Origin of the sequence: Streptomyces sp. NPDC005262 (assembly GCF_042872425.1) — a bacterium.
Classification (GTDB): domain Bacteria; phylum Actinomycetota; class Actinomycetes; order Streptomycetales; family Streptomycetaceae; genus Streptomyces.
Genome location: NZ_JBIAKK010000010.1, coordinates 288,666 through 304,091 on the forward strand (window position 1 = coordinate 288,666; position 15,426 = coordinate 304,091).

A 15,426-nucleotide genomic window follows, 5' to 3' on the forward strand; every position below is an offset into this window, starting at 1 on the left:
GTTCGGACCCGGTACGCGCGAGTCCTTCCGGTCAGTACGTCAGCCCGTAGCCGATCGGGTACAGCACCTGCGTCGGGTCGCTCGCCCGCTGCACCGGTACCGGCAGCCTGCCCTGCGGTTCGGCGCGGCCCGCGATCACCCGCGCGGCCGCCCGCAGTTCGACGTCCGTCCAGGAGTAGGCGGCCAGGCTCGCCGCGTGCGCGGGCAGCTGGGCGATGTCGTACGGGTTACGGATCGCGAGCGTGATCACCGGGACGCCGGTCGCCACGAGGGCGCCGACCAGGGTGCGCTGCGAGCTGGTCGCCGAGACGTTGTAGGTCCCCACGATCACCGCGTCCTTGCCCTGCGCCGCGGCCACCGCCTCGGCGATCTTCGCCTGGGTGGGTGCGGTGCCGGTGGACAGGGCGGTCGCCGAGTAACCCAGTTCGCCGAAGGCGGTGGCGAGCGTGGTGGTCGGCGGCCCGGTGGTGCCGGAGGGGGAGGCCGGATCGGCGCCGACCACCAGCAGGTTCCTGTGGGAGCGGCGGGACAGCGGCAGCACCGCACCGTCGTTGGTGAGCAGGGTGGTGGTGTGCTCGGCGATCCGGTCGGCGGCGGCGAGGTGCGCCCGGGTGCCGACGGCACGGTCCACGCCCCGGTGGGTGACGAACGGGTCGTCGAACAGCCCCAGCTTCACCTTCAGCCGCAGGATGCGCAGGATCGATTCGTCGAGCCGGGCCTCACTGATCTCGCCGCTCTTCACGGCCGCGAGGAGCGTGTTCCAGGAGACATCGAGGTTCGGCGGGTTCAGCAGCTGGTCCACGCCCGCCTGCAGGGCGAGGACGGGCACGCGTTCGTCGCCGTACTTCGTCCGCACGCCCTCCATGCCGAGCGAGTCCGTGACCACGACACCGTCGTAACCGAGCTCCTCGCGCAGGATGCCGGTGAGGATCGGCCGGGACAGGGTGGCCGGGTCCTCGGCCGGGTCGAGAGCGGGGACGACGATGTGCGCGGTCATGATCGCGTCGATGCCGGCGGCGATCGCCGCCCGGAACGGCGGGGAGTCCAGCTCGGCCCACTGCTCGCGGGTGTGGTGGATGTACGGCAGGCCGGTGTGGCTGTCGGTGTTCGTGTCGCCGTGGCCGGGGAAGTGCTTGGCCGTCGAGGCGATCCCGGCGACCTGATACCCCTTCACCTGGGCGGCGACCATCGCGGCCACGGCCTGCGGATCGGCGCCGAAGGAGCGCACGCCGATGACCGGGTTGGCCGGGTTGACGTTGACATCGGCGTCCGGGGCGTAGTTCTGGTTGATGCCGATCGCGGCCAGCTCGGTGCCCGCGATCTTCCCGGCCCGGCGGGCGTCGGAGGACGAACCGCCCGCACCCAGCGCCATCGCGCCCGGCATCAGCGTGGCGGGCTCACCGACGCGGCAGACGATGCCGTGCTCCTGGTCGGTGGAGATGAGCAGCGGCAGGGGAGTGGGGCCGGCGAGACCGGCGCGCTGGATGCCGTTGGAGAGGTCGGCGATCTGGTGCGGGTCACGGGTGTTGTGCGCCCAGGCGAAGTAGATGATGCCGCCGACGTGATACTTGGCGATCAACTCGGCGGCGGTACGGACCCCGATCTCGGCCAGGTTGGCGTCGATGTCGGCCTGGTCGGGTTCGGTGGCGGAGTGCCCGTACACCCGCATCACGAAGAGCTGGCCGACCTTCTCCTCCAGGCTCATCCGGGAGATGAGCTGCTCGAGGCGCTTGGTGGCGGAGGAGGAAGCTGAGGCGGCGGCTCCGGGGGCGGAGACCGCGCCGGTCGCGGCAGCTGCGACGGTCGCGGCGGTGGCGGTGAGGAGGGTCCGTCTGGAGGTGCGGTGGTGCACGTGAGCTCCTTCGGCCGTTCTCGGTGACGAGGGGGTGGTGAAAGAAACTTCCAATGGTCACGGATATCCAGAAAGTAACTACCGGTCAAGGGGGCAGCCCAAACTGAGCCCATCCGGCGAACGAGGACGGACGCGGGCGCAGCCCGCAGACCCGGTTTGCTTGCGCCCCTTTCCCCTGTACCCCCCCGCACGGGCTCCCGTCCCTACATCGGCCCCACCCTCGCTCCCCGCCCCTGAAGGGCCGTCACCGCCGCCGTGATCGCCGGACGCCGAGCCGCCTCCGTACGCCACACCGCGTACAGCCTCCGCACCGGCACGGGATCGAGCCGTACCGCGACCACCCCGGCCGGCAGCGGTCCGCGGCCCAGCCGCGGGATCATGGCGACGCCGAGGCCGGCGGCGAGCAGCGCCAACTGGGTGTGGTTCTCCTCCGCCTGGTGCCGGATGTCCGGCTCGTAACCCGCCGCCCGCAGTGTCCGTACGAGCCAGTCGTGGCAGACCGTTCCCGGCGGCTGGCAGATCCACCGCTCCTTCGCCAGCTCCTCGCGCCGCACCGCGTCCCGCCCGGCCAGCCGGTGACCCTCGGGCACCAGCAGATCGCACCGGTCGTCGCCGATCACCGCCTGCGTCACGCCCTCCGGCGCAGGCAGCGGGGCGATGTCCCAGTCGTGCGCGACCGCCAGGTCGATCACGCCCTTGGCCACCAGATCGACGGACAGATGCGGATCGACCTCGGTCAGCCGGACGTCCAGGGCCGGGTGGTCCTGCTCCAGCTCGGTCAGCACACCGGGCAGCAGACCGCGTGCCGCGGAGGCGAAGGCACCGATCGACAGCCGCCCGGTGGGCAGCCCCCGACGCTCCTCCAGCGTCGTCTCGGCCCGCTCCACGATCGCCAGCAACTGCTGTGCGGTGGCGGCGAGATGGAGTGCCTCCTCGGTGAGCGCGACACCGCGACCGCGCCGTTCCAGGAGTGTGGTGCGGGTCTCCCGCTCCAGCTTGGTGATCTGCTGGGAGACCGCCGACGGGGTGTAGCCGAGAGCTGCCGCGGCGCCCGCGACGGAGCCGTGGACGGAGATGGCGTACAGGGCGCGCAGTCGGGACAGATCGAGCACCGGAACCTCCCGGACCTTGCCGATTCGTTAGCGATGCTCAATTCCACCATGAAGAAATCCGAGCTGGTGCTACATGGTCCGGGCAGGTGATGCTCGGTCCATGCGTCCCCTTCACATAGCCCTGGCCGCCGTGGTGGCTGCCGTCTGGGGTGTCAACTTCGTCGTCATCGAGGTCGGCCTCGGCCACTTCCCGCCGCTGCTCTTCTCCGCCCTGCGCTTCCTGGTCGCCGCCCTGCCCGCGGTGTTCTTCGTCGGGCGCCCCAAGGTCGCCTGGAAGTGGATCGTCGGCGTCGGACTCGTCCTCGGAGTTGCGAAGTTCGGGCTGCTCTTCATCGGCATGGACCGGGGGATGCCCGCCGGGCTCTCCTCCCTGGTGCTTCAGGTCCAGGCGGTGTTCACGGCCCTGTTCGCGGCGCTGGCACTCGGTGAACGACCGGGCAGGGTCAGGGTGCTGGGGATGGCGGTGGCGCTCGCCGGCATCGGGGTGGCGGCGGTCGACGAGGGCGCGAGCGGCCCCGTGCTCGCCTTCGTCCTGGTGATCGCGGCGGCGGCCTGCTGGGGCGTGTCCAACGTCCTGACCCGCAAGGCCGCCCCGCCGGACTCCCTCAACTTCATGGTGTGGGTCTCGACCGTGCCCGTACTGCCGCTGCTCGGCCTCTCCCTCCTCTTCGAAGGCTGGGACCGCGACGCCGACGCGCTCGCCGCGCTGGACTGGAGCGGCGTCGGCATCATCGTGTACGTCGCCTGGATCACGACGGTCTTCGGCTTCGGGGCGTGGGGCTTCCTGCTGCGTCACCACCCTGCGTCGTCCGTGGCGCCGTTCACCCTGCTCGTCCCGGTCTTCGGGATGTCGTCGGCGGCGCTGCTGCTCGACGAGTCGGTGAGCCCCCTGCGGTGGTGCGCGGCGGCACTGCTGGTGGGCGGGGTGGCGCTGACATCCCTGGCGGGGACGCGCCGGCCGCGTCCCGCGGTGACGGAGACCGCGGAACCGCAGCCGGCGGGTGCCTGAACCCGGGCACCTACTCCTTCGGCGCGCCCAGCCGCAGCAGATGGTCGCGTCCCGCGCTCAGCAGCCCGGGCAGGTCGGCCGCGCCCGGGTGCCAGCGCTTCTCGTACTCCCAGCAGACCCAGCCGTCCGGGTCCAGGGTGTCCAGGCATGCCCGGAGCGGCAGCACCCCGGCGCCGAGGGGCAGCGGAGTGAGGTCGTCCGCCGACGCGATGTCCTTCACCTGTACGTATCCCAGGTGCGGGGCGAGAACAGCATGGCTCGCGACCGGCTCCTCGCCGGCCAGCCAGGTGTGCATGACGTCCCACAGCGCGCCGACCTGCCGGTGCCCGACCGTGCCCACGACACGGGCCACGGCGGCCCCGGCCCGGTGCGAGTCATGGGTCTCCAGGAGGATCCGTACGCCCAGATCGGCGGCGTACGGAGCGGCGGCGCCCAGCCGACGGGCGGCGTTCGCGTCGGCCGTGTCAGGGTCCAGCCCGCCACCCCCGGGGAAGACCCGGACATTCGAAGCGCCGAGATCCCGTGCCAGCTCCAGCAGGCCGGCGAGCTCGTCCAGCACCGGCTGGTCGTCCCCCTCGGCAGCGACCCGGACGTACCCGGCGACGGTCAGGATCTCGACGCCGCCCCGCTTGAACTCATCGGCCACATCGGCGCGTTCGGCCGACGAGAGCCCCGGGTGCACCGGCTCCTCGGGGTGGGCGCGCAGTTCCACCCCCTGATAGCCGTGCCCGACGGCGAGCCGGATGACGTCGGCGACCGGCATCCCCGGCACTCCGAGGGTCGAGAAAGCGAGCTTCACGAGCGTTGTCCTTCCGTCGGTACGTGCCCCTGCGCCGTACGGACCGGACAGTGGCCCGCACATCATCGGCCCACGGCACGCACTACGAGTACCCCCGACCCGGCGGCGGAACCCGGCCGGGTCACTTCCGCGGCGGTGCCGTCGATCCCCGGACCATCAGCTCCGCGGCGATCGTCGCGATGCCCCCCGGCGGCGGGGTCTCCTTGCCCATCGCCAGCCGGCCCGCCCGTGCCCCCGCCTCGAACAGCGGCAGTCGTACGGTCGTCAGAGCGGGGACCGCGTCCACCGAGAACGGCAGGTCGTCGAAGCCGGCCACGGAGATGTCCGCGGGGATACGGAAGCCGCGGTCCCGGATCGCCGCGCTCGCGCCCAGGGCCACCGTGTCGTTGGCGGCGACGATCGCCGTGACCTCCGGTTCGCGGCGCAGGAGTTCGAGGGTCGCGTCGTAACCGGACCGGCGGTCGTACGGGCCGTGCACGGTGAGGCGGTCCTCGTCGCCGCCCAGCCCGGCATCCTGCATCGCCTCCCGGTGGCCCTCCAGCCGGTGACGGGTCGTCGTCCGCTCCAGGGGGCCCGCGACATACCCGATCCGCCGGTGACCGAGTGAGAGCAGATGCCCGGTGAGGCGCCGGCCACCGCCCCGGTTGTCGAAGGCGAGCGCCGCCACGACCGCCTCGCCCTCCGGCAACGGGGGCCGTCCGCACAGCACCACCCGGGTCCCCGCGTCCGCGAGTTTCGCCAGCTTCGCGTTCATCGCGGCCTGGTGCGCCGGGTCCTCCACGGCGCCGCCGGTGAGGATGACGGCTGCGGCGCGCTGGCGCTGGAGCAGGGTGAGGTAGGTGAGTTCGCGTTCGGGGGAGCCGCCGGTGTTGCAGACGACGGCGAGCTTCTCGCCCCCGGCCCGCCCCGAGCCGTCGCCCGGCCCGCCGATCTCGGTCTGCGCCGCCCCCGCCATGATTCCGAAGAACGGGTCGGCGATGTCGTTGACCAGGATGCCGACCAGGTCGGACGTGGCGGCGGCGAGCGAACTGGCCGGTCCGTTCAGTACGTAGTCGAGGTCGTCCACCGCGCGCAGCACCCGCTCCCGGGTGGATGCCGCGACCGGGTAGTTGCCGTTGAGCACGCGGGACACGGTGGCGGGCGACACCCGGGCGCGAGCCGCCACATCCGCCAGGGTGACTGTCATCGCTTCCTCCGAGGGTTTTGGACCGGGCCCTCTTGTCCGGGCCGCTGTCGGCAGGCTAGCGTCATACCGCATAGAAAGCGCTTGCTACGGCTGTATGGAGGAACTTCGTGACACGCAGGACAGTGCGCATCGCCATGAACGGCGTCACGGGGCGCATGGGATACCGGCAGCACCTGGTGCGCTCGATCCTCGCGATCCGCGAGCAGGGCGGCCTCGACCTCGGCGACGGCGAGGTGTTGTGGCCCGAACCCGTCCTCGTCGGCCGCCGCGCGCACGCGCTGGAGGAACTCGCCGCTCAGCACGGTCTGACCGAGTGGTCGACCGACCTCGACGCGGTCCTCGCGGACGAGTCGATCGACATCTACTTCGACGCCCAGGTCACCTCGGCCCGCGTCGAAGCCATCAAGAAGGCGATCGCGGCGGGCAAGCACATCTACACCGAGAAGCCCACCGCCACGGACGTCGAGGGCGCCCTGGAGCTGGCCCGCCTCGCCCGCGACGCCGGGATAAAGCACGGTGTCGTCCAGGACAAGATCTTCCTGCCGGGTCTGCTGAAGCTGAAGCGCCTCATCGACGGCGGCTTCTTCGGCGAGATCCTCTCCGTCCGCGGCGAGTTCGGCTACTGGGTCTTCGAAGGCGACTGGCAGGAGGCCCAGCGCCCGTCCTGGAACTACCGGGCCGAGGACGGCGGCGGCATCGTCGTCGACATGTTCCCGCACTGGGAGTACGTACTCCACGAGCTGTTCGGCCAGGTCAAGACCGTCCAGGCACACGTCCAGACGCACATCCCGCAGCGCTGGGACGAGCGGGGAAAGCCGTACGCCGCCACCGCCGACGACGCCGCCTACGGCATCTTCCAGCTGGCGAGCGGCGCCGTCGCCCAGATCAACTCCTCCTGGGCCGTGCGCGTCAACCGCGACGAGCTCGTCGAGTTCCAGGTCGACGGAACGCACGGCTCCGCCGTCGCCGGGCTCCGTAACTGCCGCGTCCAGCACCGCTCGGCCACCCCCAAGCCGGTCTGGAACCCCGACCTCCCGGTCACCGAGCCGTTCCGCGATCAGTGGCAGGAAGTCCCCGACAACGCCGTCTTCGACAACGGCTTCAAGGCCCAGTGGGAGCTCTTCCTGCGCCACATCGCGCTCGACGAGCCGTACGCCTGGGACCTGATGGCCGGCGCCCGCGGCGTGCAGCTCGCCGAGCTCGGGCTCAAGTCCTCCGCCGAGGGCCGGCGTCTCGACGTACCGGAGCTGACCCTGTGACGATCCACCTCCCGCAGGGCCCGTACGAACCCCGCACCACCCCGCTCGGCCTCGCCCCGGGCGGGTCACCGCTCGCCTCCCGTACGGTCTTCTCCGCCGCGCATGTCGTCGCCGACCCGTACGCCGACGTCAGCCCGGACGGCCCGGCTGCCGTCGACTGGGACGCCACCCTCGCCTTCCGTCGCCACCTCTGGTCCCACGGCCTCGGCGTCGCCGAAGCCATGGACACCGCACAGCGAGGCATGGGCCTGGACTGGGCGGGCGCGGCCGAACTGATCCGCCGCTCCGCCGCCGAGGCGAAGGCGGTCGGCGGCCGGATCGCCTGCGGCGTCGGCACCGACCAGCTTCCCGCCGGCCCGGCCACGCTCGCCGAGGTGAAGGCCGCGTACGAGGAACAGCTCACCCTGGTCGAGGAGAGCGGCGCCCAGGCCATCCTGATGGCGTCCCGCGCCCTCGCCGCCGCGGCGAACGGCCCCGAGGACTACCTGGAGACGTACGCACATCTGCTGCGCCAGGCCTCGGAGCCGGTCGTCCTGCACTGGCTGGGCCCGATGTTCGACCCGGCTCTGGAGGGCTACTGGGGTTCGACGGACCTCGACGCGGCCACCGACACGTTCCTGAAGGTCATCGCGGAACACCCGGACAAGGTCGACGGCATCAAGATCTCGCTCCTCGACGCGGAGCGCGAGATCGACGTACGCCGCCGCCTTCCCGGCGGGGTCCGCTGCTACACCGGCGACGACTTCAACTACCCCGAGCTGATCGCGGGCGACGACCGCGGCTTCAGTCACGCGCTGCTCGGGATCTTCGACCCGCTCGGTCCGCTGGCCGCCCACGCGGTGCGCGTCCTGGACACCGGGGACGTCCAGGGCTTCCGCGAACTCCTCGACCCGACGGTCGAGCTGTCCCGGCACCTCTTCCAAACACCCACCCGCTTCTACAAGACGGGCGTGGTCCTCCTCGCCTGGCTGGCCGGCCACCAGGACCACTTCACGATGGTCGGCGGCCTCCAGTCGGCCCGCTCGCTGCGGCACCTGGCGAAGGCGTACGAACTCGCCGACCGGCTGGGCCTGTTCCCCGACCCGGAGCTGGCCGAATCCCGGATGCGCGCCCTGCTCACGGTCAACGGAGGTGTCCGATGACGGACCTGTCGCGTCTGAGCATCAACCAGGAGACCATCAAGCAGTGGTCGCTGCCCGAGCTCACCGAGGGCTGCGTCAAGGCGGGCATCGACCAGGTCGGCCTGTGGCGGGCCCCTGTCCAGGAGTACGGAGTCGAGCGCACCGCCCAACTCCTCGCCGATGCCGGGATCTCCGTCACCAGCCTCTGCCGGGGCGGCTTCTTCACCGCACTCGACCCGGCCGAACGGGCCCGCGCCCTGGACGACAACCGCGCCGCGATCGACGAGGCGGCGGCCCTGTCCACCGACACCCTGGTCCTGGTCTCCGGTGGCCTTCCGGCGGGCAGCCGCGACCTGCACGGCGCCCGTGAACGCATCGCGGAAGCGCTCGCCGAGCTGGGCCCGTACGCGCAGGAGCAAGGCGTCCGCCTGGCGATCGAACCGCTGCACCCGATGTTCGCCTCGGACCGTTGCGTCGTTTCCACCCTGTCCCAGGCCCTGGACATCGCCGAGCGCTTCCCGGCGGAGCAGGTCGGCGTGGTCGTAGACACGTACCACATCTGGTGGGACGACCAGGCGGCCGCGCAGATCGCCCGGGCCGGTGCGGGCGGCCGTATCCACTCGTTCCAGCTGGCGGACTGGATCACCCCGCTCCCGGCGGGCGTACTGGTCGGGCGGGGCCAACTCGGTGACGGATGCGTCGACTTCCGCGCATTTCGCGAGCTCGTCGAGGCCACCGGCTTCACCGGCCCGATCGAAGTGGAGATCTTCAACGAGGGCCTGTGGGCGCGGGACGGCGCCGAAGTTCTCGCGGAGGTCGCGGCCCGGTACGTCGAGCACGCCTGCTGAGAGCGGGTGCGAGGCCGACGGGTAAAGAGATCGCAAAGGCGTGCAACCCTTCGGTGGGCTGCCGGGTCGTATCTTGCGTCGGGCGCTTCCGGGAGGGATCCGGGGGGATCGGGAAGCCCTGATGAGGGTGGGGGAAAGCGAGAGGGGCCCGGTCTTGGACCGGGCCCCATTCGCCTTACCGGGCCTGTTTCGCTCGCCTTCCGCAACCGGCCGGCCTGGACCGAGCCGGTTCGCCGGCCTTCGTGGAGCGGCTTCGGCGCCCGCTGATCAGTAGGCCGAGTTGACGTTGTCGATCGAGCCGTAGCGGTGGGCCGCGTAGTTGCAGGCGGCGGTGATGTTGGCGACCGGATCGTAGATGTTCCACGAGGTGCCGGCTACGTGGTAGGTCTTGAAGGTCGGGTCGATGACCTGGAGCAGGCCCTTGGACGGTATGCCCTTGGCGGCGTTGGAGTCCCAGTTGTTGATGGCGTTCGGGTTGCCACTCGACTCGCGCATCAGGTTGCGGTAGATGCCGTTGTAGGTGCCCGGAATGCCCTTGGCGTGCATGATCTCCAGCGACTGGTTGATCCAGGCACTGACGCTGCCGGTGGACTGGGCGGGGGTGGCGGCCGAGGCGGTCGGAGCACCGGCGACGGTGCAGGCCGCGATCGCGGTACCGGCGGTGACCATGCCCAGCGAGATCTTCTTGATCTGGGTCATGCGAGCGAACATCTTGGACATCGCGGAGATCTGCATCGGAATTACCTCTCCCGTGGGTATGCCAAGAATTTTTAAGCGAGTTCAAACTTCCGGTCAATGACCATATTTACTATCGAGATACGTACACGGAACGGACAACAGGGGACGAAGTTGCCGCAAACAGGTCATCAAACGGGTTGCTTGTCCTACTAAGTCACCTCATAGTGATGTAGGCCATATCGCTCACATCACACGACAGAAGCGTCAAATCATCCCAAAATGGACATGGGGATATTGCTCCCGCATCGCACAAAAAAAGCCCGCCATTTGCCTCGCGTAATGAATGGAAACAGGGTGTAACAAAGGCCGGTCTACCCATTCGGGGCGGCCGGGGAGCCCGCGGGGGGACGCAGGGGCGCGCGACTGGCGGCGCGGGGAGGGGACCGAAGTCGGTGACTGCGCGTGTGGAGTGTCGGTGGCGCCCGATACCGTCGGCTCATGTCCAACATGGCCGTCCTCGAAGGGGTCCTGGAGCGGATCACCTACGCCAACGAGGAGAACGGGTACACGGTCGCCCGCGTCGACACGGGTCGGGGCGGTGGTGACCTCCTCACGGTGGTCGGCTCGCTGCTCGGCGCGCAGGTCGGGGAGTCGCTGCGGATGGAGGGGCGCTGGGGTTCGCACTCCCAGTACGGCAAGCAGTTCACGGTGGAGAACTACACGACCGTGCTGCCCGCCACGATCCAGGGGATCCGCCGCTATCTCGGCTCCGGACTGATCAAGGGCATCGGCCCGGTGATGGCCGACCGGATCACCACGCACTTCGGCGTCGACACGCTCGACATCATCGAGCAGCAGCCGAAGCGACTCGTCGAGGTCCCCGGGCTCGGGCCGAAGCGGACGAAGATGATCGCCGCCGCCTGGGAGGAACAGAAGGCGATCAAGGAGGTCATGGTCTTCCTCCAGGGTGTCGGTGTCTCGACGTCCATCGCCGTCCGTATCTACAAGAAGTACGAGGACGCGTCGATCTCCGTCGTCAAGAACCAGCCCTACCGGCTGGCCGCCGACGTCTGGGGCATCGGCTTCCTCACCGCCGACAAGATCGCGCAGGCGGTCGGTATCCCGCACGACAGCCCGGAGCGGGTCAAGGCCGGTCTGCAGTACGCGCTGTCGCAATCCACCGACCAGGGCCACTGTTTCCTCCCGGAGGAGCGGTCGATAGCCGACGCGGTCAAGCTCCTCCAGGTCGATACGGGGCTGGTCATCGAGTGCCTCGCCGAACTGGCCGAGGATCCGGAGGGTGTTGTACGGGAGAAGGTGCCGTCGCCCGAGGGCGGCGAGCCGATCACCGCCGTCTACCTCGTGCCGTTCCATCGTGCCGAGGTCGCCCTCGCCGCCCAGGTGCAGCGGCTGCTGCGGACCCCCGAGGACCGGATGCCCGCCTTCCAGGACGTGGACTGGGGCAAGGCACTGACGTGGCTGGCGGGCCGTACCGGGGCGACGCTCGCCCCCGAGCAGGAGGCCGCCGTCCGGCTGGCACTCAGCCGGAAGGTGGCCGTGCTGACCGGCGGACCCGGCTGCGGGAAGTCGTTCACCGTCCGCTCCATCGTCGAGCTGGCCCGTGCCAAGCGCGCAAAGGTCGTTCTGGCCGCGCCCACCGGGCGGGCGGCGAAGCGGCTGTCCGAGCTGACCGGGGCCGAGGCGTCCACCGTTCACCGGCTGCTGGAGCTCAAGCCGGGTGGGGACGCGGCTTATGACCGGGACCGTCCACTGGACGCCGATCTGGTCGTCGTCGACGAGGCGTCGATGCTCGATCTGCTGCTGGCCAACAAGCTCCTGAAGGCCGTGGCACCCGGTGCCCATCTGCTGCTCGTCGGGGACGTCGACCAGTTGCCGTCGGTCGGCGCGGGGGAGGTGCTGCGCGACCTGCTCGCCGACGGCGGCCCGGTCCCGGCGGTCCGGCTGACGACGATCTTCCGCCAGGCCCAGAAGTCCGGCGTCGTCACCAACGCGCACCGGATCAACTCCGGAGTGCCGCCCCTCACCCAGGGCCTCGACGACTTCTTCCTCTTCGTCGAGGACGAGACGGAGGAGGCGGGCGTGCTCGCGGTGGACGTCGCGGCCCGCCGTATCCCCGCCAGATTCGGCCTCGACCCCAGGCGTGACGTGCAGGTCCTTGCCCCCATGCACCGCGGCCCGGCCGGTGCCGGCCACCTCAACGGCCTGCTGCAACAGGTCATCACCCCGGGCCGCCCCGACCTGCCCGAGAAGCGGTTCGGCGGCCGGGTCTTCCGTGTCGGCGACAAGGTGACCCAAATCCGCAACAATTACGACAAAGGGGAGAACGGCGTCTTCAACGGCACGGTCGGCGTCGTCACCTCGCTCGACCTGGACGAGCAGAAACTGACGGTCCTGACGGACGAGGACGAGGAGATTCCGTACGACTTCGACGAGTTGGACGAGCTGGCCCACGCGTATGCGATGACCATTCACCGCTCCCAGGGCAGCGAGTACCCGGCCGTCGTCGTCCCCGTCACCAAGAGCGCCTGGATGATGCTCCAGCGAAACCTGCTGTACACGGCCGTGACGAGGGCCAAGAAGCTCGTCGTGCTGGTCGGCTCACGGCAGGCGATCGGCCAGGCGGTCCGGACAGTTTCCGCAGGCAGACGCTGTACGGCGCTGGATTACCGGCTGCGCGGAGGGTCCCCCGCAGGATCCCCCGAAAAAATGATCGATCAAATCGGTGGGAAACATCACGGAGGCCTTCCGGAACCGGAGTCAAGGGGGCAGGATGAGTAAGTTCGCGGCACTCAGTGCCGTGAGTAGGTCCAATGGACGACCCCGAGTGCACTCTCCTGAGCCAAATGGGGGAGGGTGGAGACAGTCAGGGAACCTCGAAGAAGAGGCACTACGTCGGTGAGGGATGACGTGAGCGACAACTCTGTAGTACTGCGGTACGGCGATGACGAGTACACCTACCCGGTGATCGACAGCACCGTCGGCGACAAGGGCTTCGACATCGGGAAGCTCCGTGCAAATACCGGCCTGGTGACGCTGGACAGCGGATACGGCAACACCGCCGCATATAAATCGGCCATCACCTATCTCGACGGTGAGCAGGGCATCCTGCGGTACCGCGGCTATCCCATCGAGCAGCTCGCCGAGCACTCGTCGTTCCTCGAGGTCGCGTACACGCTGATCAACGGTGAGCTTCCGAAGGTCGACGAGCTGTCGACCTTCAAGAACGAGATCACCCAGCACACGCTGCTGCACGAGGACGTCAAGCGGTTCTTCGACGGCTTCCCGCGCGACGCCCACCCGATGGCCATGCTGTCCTCGGTCGTCAGCGCCCTGTCCACGTTCTACCAGGACAGCCACAACCCGTTCGACGAGGAGCAGCGTCACCTCTCGACGATCCGTCTGCTGGCCAAGCTGCCGACGATCGCCGCGTACGCGTACAAGAAGTCGATCGGGCACCCCTTCGTCTACCCGCGTAACGACCTCGGGTACGTCGAGAACTTCCTGCGCATGACCTTCTCGGTCCCTGCCCAGGAGTACGAGCTGGACCCGGTCGTCGTCTCCGCGCTCGACAAGCTGCTCATCCTGCACGCGGACCACGAGCAGAACTGCTCGACCTCCACCGTGCGCCTGGTCGGCTCCTCGCAGGCGAACATGTTCGCCTCGATCTCCGCCGGTATCTCGGCGCTGTGGGGCCCGCTGCACGGTGGCGCCAACCAGTCGGTGCTGGAGATGCTCGAGGGCATCCAGGCCAACGGCGGCGATGTCGACTCCTTCATCCGCAAGGTGAAGAACAAGGAGGACGGCGTCCGGCTGATGGGCTTCGGCCACCGCGTCTACAAGTCCTTCGACCCGCGGGCCAAGATCATCAAGGCCGCGGCCCACGATGTGCTGTCGGCGCTCGGCAAGTCCGACGAGCTGCTCGACATCGCGCTCAAGCTGGAGGAGCACGCGCTCTCCGACGAGTACTTCGTCTCGCGCAACCTCTACCCGAACGTGGACTTCTACACCGGTCTGATCTACCGGGCCATGGGCTTCCCGACCGAGATGTTCACCGTGCTCTTCGCGCTCGGCCGGCTCCCCGGCTGGATCGCCCAGTGGCACGAGATGATCAAGGAGCCGGGTTCCCGCATCGGCCGCCCGCGCCAGATCTACACCGGTGAGGTCCTGCGCGACTTCGTCCCGGTCGAGGGTCGCTGAACTTCGTAGCCCCCAGCACCACCCCGGCCTCGGTGGCCGGCTGCCTTCGCCCCGCGTACCGCGCTTCGCACAGAGCGCGGTGTCCGGGGCGATTTGCTTTGCCCGGACTCGGGCCCGCAAGCCCTGCCCCGGTCCGGCGGGTATCCGTACAGAAGGCGAGAAGCGCCCCGCCATCGATCCCCCCACGGGTCGACAGCGAGGCGCTTCCCATATCCCGGAGCGGATTCCCCCCACGGGATCCGGCCGGGCGTCTCTGGGAGCCGAAGCTCCTGGGTGTTCCTCGTACCGCTGCGCTGTACCGCTGTTCCTGATGGCGGTCCGCCGGGGTACGTACGCACGGGAGGGCCGCTCAAAGCTCCCCGGTGCACGTGCCCCGGCCAACGCTTGCCTGAAGCGTCCCCCAAGACGCTTCGCTGGACGTCCCCCAAGACATCCTTGGCATCGCACTCTAAGACTCTCGAACCTGCTGAATGGTTACCCCAAAACCGATGTGATCTAAATCTCTTTGTGGAAATCATGTGAAGGAGCGCAGCCGCAGGCTGTTCGTCACGACGAAGACAGATGAGAACGCCATCGCCGCTCCGGCAATCATAGGGTTGAGCAGGCCAAATGCCGCAAGGGGTAGGGCGAGGACGTTGTAGCCGAAGGCCCAGAAGAGGTTGCCCTTGATGGTGGCCAGGGTCCGCCGCGAGAGCCGGATGGCATCGGCAGCCACCTTCAGATCTCCACGAACGAGGGTGAGGTCGCTCGCCTCGATCGCGGCGTCCGTGCCGGTACCCATCGCCAGCCCGAGATCCGCCGTGGCGAGCGCGGCGGCGTCGTTGACGCCGTCGCCGACCATCGCGACCGAGCGCCCCTCGGCCTGCAGCCGCTCGATGACCTTCACCTTGTCCTCGGGCAGCACCTCGGCGTAGACCTCGTCGATCGAGACGGTACGGGCCACGCTGTCCGCCACGGCCCGGTTGTCACCGGTCAGCAGTACCGGCCGCAGGCCGAGAGCGCGCAGGTCGGCCACTGCCGCCGCGCTGGAGTCCTTGATCGCGTCGGCGACGTCGAGGACGCCGCGCGCCTCACCGTCCCAGGCGACGGCGATGGCCGTACGGCCCCGGGCCGCCGAGTCCACGAGGGCGGCGGACAGCGTCTCGGGGACGCCGATTCCGGCGTCGGTGAGCAGCTTCGGGCGGCCGACGAGGACCTGACGGCCTTCGACGGTGCCGCGCACCCCGAGCCCCGGGACGTTGGTGAAGCTCTCGGGGACGGGGGGTGCCGCGCCGGTTCGTTCGCGGGCGCCGGTGGTGATGGCTTGGGCGATGGGGTGCTCGGAGGCGTGCTCCAGGGCGCCTG

At 69.6% G+C, this 15,426-nt stretch carries 12 protein-coding genes; 6 read left to right on the forward strand and 6 right to left on the reverse strand.

Annotated features, from left to right (window positions below; genetic code table 11):
- Nucleotides 1-31: 31 nt before the first annotated feature.
- Nucleotides 32-1,852, reverse strand: a complete 1,821-nt coding sequence (locus ACFYP5_RS24830) for a glycoside hydrolase family 3 protein (protein ID WP_389039844.1) — start codon at nucleotides 1,850-1,852, stop codon at nucleotides 32-34.
- Nucleotides 1,853-2,055: 203 nt separating this feature from the next.
- The gene (locus ACFYP5_RS24835) at nucleotides 2,056-2,964 is read right to left on the reverse strand and encodes a LysR substrate-binding domain-containing protein (RefSeq protein ID WP_389039846.1); all 909 of its coding nucleotides are present in this window, start codon (nucleotides 2,962-2,964) and stop codon (nucleotides 2,056-2,058) included.
- 100 nt (nucleotides 2,965-3,064) lie between these two features.
- Between ACFYP5_RS24835 and ACFYP5_RS24840 the strand changes: the two genes are divergently transcribed.
- Entirely contained in the window at nucleotides 3,065-3,973 is a 909-nt protein-coding gene (locus ACFYP5_RS24840; protein WP_389039849.1) for an EamA family transporter, read from the forward strand.
- Between the two features lie 10 nt (nucleotides 3,974-3,983).
- Here the strand turns inward: ACFYP5_RS24840 and ACFYP5_RS24845 are convergent, their stop codons facing one another.
- Together ACFYP5_RS24845 and ACFYP5_RS24850 are read right to left on the reverse strand one after the other, a co-directional pair.
- The gene (locus ACFYP5_RS24845; RefSeq protein WP_389039851.1) at nucleotides 3,984-4,772 is read right to left on the reverse strand and encodes a sugar phosphate isomerase/epimerase family protein; all 789 of its coding nucleotides are present in this window, start codon (nucleotides 4,770-4,772) and stop codon (nucleotides 3,984-3,986) included.
- A gap of 121 nt (nucleotides 4,773-4,893) precedes the next feature.
- Entirely contained in the window at nucleotides 4,894-5,958 is a 1,065-nt protein-coding gene (locus ACFYP5_RS24850) for a LacI family DNA-binding transcriptional regulator (protein ID WP_389039853.1), read from the reverse strand.
- Nucleotides 5,959-6,065: 107 nt separating this feature from the next.
- On the opposite strand from ACFYP5_RS24850, the gene ACFYP5_RS24855 reads away from it, so the two are divergent.
- The 3 genes from ACFYP5_RS24855 to ACFYP5_RS24865 are packed head-to-tail and all read left to right on the forward strand — an operon-like array spanning nucleotide 6,066 to nucleotide 9,186.
- Nucleotides 6,066-7,217, forward strand: a complete 1,152-nt coding sequence (locus tag ACFYP5_RS24855) for a Gfo/Idh/MocA family protein (RefSeq protein WP_389039856.1) — start codon at nucleotides 6,066-6,068, stop codon at nucleotides 7,215-7,217.
- On the forward strand, nucleotides 7,214-8,359 hold the full coding sequence (locus ACFYP5_RS24860) for a dihydrodipicolinate synthase family protein (protein WP_389039859.1): 1,146 nt from the start codon (nucleotides 7,214-7,216) through the stop codon (nucleotides 8,357-8,359). The genes ACFYP5_RS24855 and ACFYP5_RS24860 overlap by 4 nt, the downstream gene beginning before the upstream one ends.
- Nucleotides 8,356-9,186 carry a sugar phosphate isomerase/epimerase family protein gene (locus tag ACFYP5_RS24865; RefSeq protein ID WP_389039862.1) on the forward strand — a complete coding sequence of 277 codons (831 nt, stop codon included), beginning with the start codon at nucleotides 8,356-8,358 and terminating at the stop codon, nucleotides 9,184-9,186. The genes ACFYP5_RS24860 and ACFYP5_RS24865 overlap by 4 nt, the downstream gene beginning before the upstream one ends.
- A 267-nt stretch (nucleotides 9,187-9,453) precedes the next feature.
- On the opposite strand, the gene ACFYP5_RS24870 is transcribed toward ACFYP5_RS24865, so the two are convergent.
- The gene (locus ACFYP5_RS24870; RefSeq protein WP_389039892.1) at nucleotides 9,454-9,906 is read right to left on the reverse strand and encodes a transglycosylase SLT domain-containing protein; all 453 of its coding nucleotides are present in this window, start codon (nucleotides 9,904-9,906) and stop codon (nucleotides 9,454-9,456) included.
- A gap of 456 nt (nucleotides 9,907-10,362) precedes the next feature.
- Here ACFYP5_RS24870 and ACFYP5_RS24875 point away from each other — a divergent pair, with 456 nt between their 5' ends.
- Together ACFYP5_RS24875 and ACFYP5_RS24880 are read left to right on the forward strand one after the other, a co-directional pair.
- Nucleotides 10,363-12,663 (forward strand): ATP-dependent RecD-like DNA helicase, encoded by a 2,301-nt coding sequence (locus ACFYP5_RS24875; RefSeq protein ID WP_389039864.1) that lies wholly within the window; start codon nucleotides 10,363-10,365, stop codon nucleotides 12,661-12,663.
- Nucleotides 12,664-12,792: 129 nt separating this feature from the next.
- Nucleotides 12,793-14,082, forward strand: a complete 1,290-nt coding sequence (locus ACFYP5_RS24880; RefSeq protein ID WP_030935925.1) for a citrate synthase — start codon at nucleotides 12,793-12,795, stop codon at nucleotides 14,080-14,082.
- 514 nt (nucleotides 14,083-14,596) lie between these two features.
- Here the strand turns inward: ACFYP5_RS24880 and ACFYP5_RS24885 are convergent.
- A partial coding sequence (locus ACFYP5_RS24885) for a heavy metal translocating P-type ATPase (protein ID WP_389039866.1) occupies nucleotides 14,597-15,426 on the reverse strand: 830 nt, incomplete at its 5' end.